This is a genomic window from Tunicatimonas sp., from assembly GCF_049647865.1.
In the GTDB taxonomy this organism is placed as follows: Bacteria; Bacteroidota; Bacteroidia; order Cytophagales; family Cyclobacteriaceae; genus Tunicatimonas.
The window spans coordinates 1-1,720 of sequence record NZ_JBARYM010000374.1 but is presented as its reverse complement, the minus strand read 5'-3'; the positions used below and the strand labels follow the sequence as shown (position 1 = coordinate 1,720).

General features: G+C 42.4%; 1 protein-coding gene and 1 pseudogene. One reads left to right on the top strand and one right to left on the bottom strand.

Features of this window, described 5'->3' with window-relative positions; all coding sequences use genetic code 11:
• Positions 1 to 513, top strand: a 513-nt coding sequence (locus WBA23_RS11300; RefSeq protein ID WP_424582386.1) for a LytR/AlgR family response regulator transcription factor, incomplete at its 5' end; no start/stop codon positions are given.
• Positions 514 to 560: 47 nt separating this feature from the next.
• Here WBA23_RS11300 and WBA23_RS11295 read toward each other — a convergent pair.
• A pseudogene (locus tag WBA23_RS11295) lies at positions 561 to 1,720 on the bottom strand (hypothetical protein); the annotation flags it as partial.

Sequence of the window (1,720 nt, the reverse complement as noted above, 5' to 3'; positions counted from 1 at the left end):
GCTTACCCGCAGTACGCGCTGGAAGGTTATCAACTCGACGTATTAGACTACCTGCTCAAACCTATTACATTTGACCGTTTTTACCAAGCCGCTAACAAAGCCAAAGCTCAGTACCAACTTCAGCAGCGAGTAACTATTCCAGCCCCGGTAACCCAAACTACTTCTACCCCATCAGTTCAAACCGAAGAAGATTATTTCTTTGTGAAAGTAGATCAGAAGTACGAGAAGATTGCTCTACGCGATATTCGCTACGTGGAAGCGATGCAGAACTACGTCGTCATTCATACCGAACAGGATAAGTTTATGACGTTGGTTACTCTTAAAAGTACTGAGGAACGACTACCTAGCAAGCGGTTTATTCGAACCCATAAATCGTATTTAGTGGCGAAAGATAAAATCACCTCCGTAGAGGGCAACCAGATTTTTATCGGTAAGCAAATCATCCCCATCAGCCGCCACTACCGCGAGTCAGTCATGGAAGCACTGATCAATCAGAAGCTACTGAAACGGTAAGAAAGTATGTTCTACACCAATATTTCAAAATACTATCGAAAGAAAAACTACTTCTCAAATGCTAAGCTGACATTATTCATTTCCGGTAACTCGAAGCGAGCAAAGTGTTGCCCATCTTGAGTAATAATCTTTCCCTCGAAAATCTGTCGAGTAGATGACTGTACTAAATTAAAATTAGCTATTTCCTCCTTATTTTCTGGAAGTGGCAACGTTAGCGTAAAAGGGTGTTTTGCATAAGCCTGGATGTGATCATCGTTAATTTCTATATAAACGGCGTTCCTTAGGTTAGCAGACTCAATTTTCCAACCATCACTTTCCAGTAGTGTACCTGCTCCTAAAAAAGCGGTTTTCACTTGGTTGACTTGGTAACTAATAAGGCCGTAAATGCCCTTAAAGCGATGCTGCTTGAAGCGGTTTTCTTGTTCTCCGTTCTCATCACTAAATACATAATCTTGCTTATTATCCTGACGATGTACCGCAATACCTGTGAAGCTTAGATTTGTATTTTCTGCATCAAAATAACTAACTCGTTCAATATCCGAACCTCCCTGTTTTCCGTAGGCCTCTATGATGGAGACAAAAGGTCTGGTGCGGGCTTCTCCCTCCTGACGAACGATCAGAGTAGGCAGAGGCTTTTCGTACAGTGTTTTAGGAGTTACCGTTTTATTGAGTGCGCGAGAGGGAGGTGCCATTACGGAAAAAACCTTGCGCTGCGGAAAGCCTCGCATCCATAAATTAACCTCAACGACTTTATTATCAGTAACTGGCATCGTAAATCGAGAAACAAAGTCCTCATCGAAAGTCGCGCTTTGTTTCTCGCTAAAATAATCGTAGCCAGGCAGGTCACCCATCGTAGATGATAACTCATCAGTTGATGAGGTTGTAATTGGTTTATCCTGATTATCAAGGAGTTGAATTGCTGATCCCTGACCGTGAAAGATGTATTCGTGCTTTAGGTCTTGGCCATCTAACCGAGCCGAACGAAAAATGTCAATAAAATAACCATCACTTTCTGAAGTGCGTACAGTAGCGGTCTGGCGATGCTGCCTAGCATTAGTTGATGGCTCTGAGAAGCTTACATCCGAAAAAGTATAAGGACTAGAAAATGAGGGCTGAACATTTGGTTCGGGAAAACAAGCTTCTAAGGTAAAGGCATTATCAGATTTCATACTCCTATAATCTGACTTGCCGTCGACCACTACAGTAT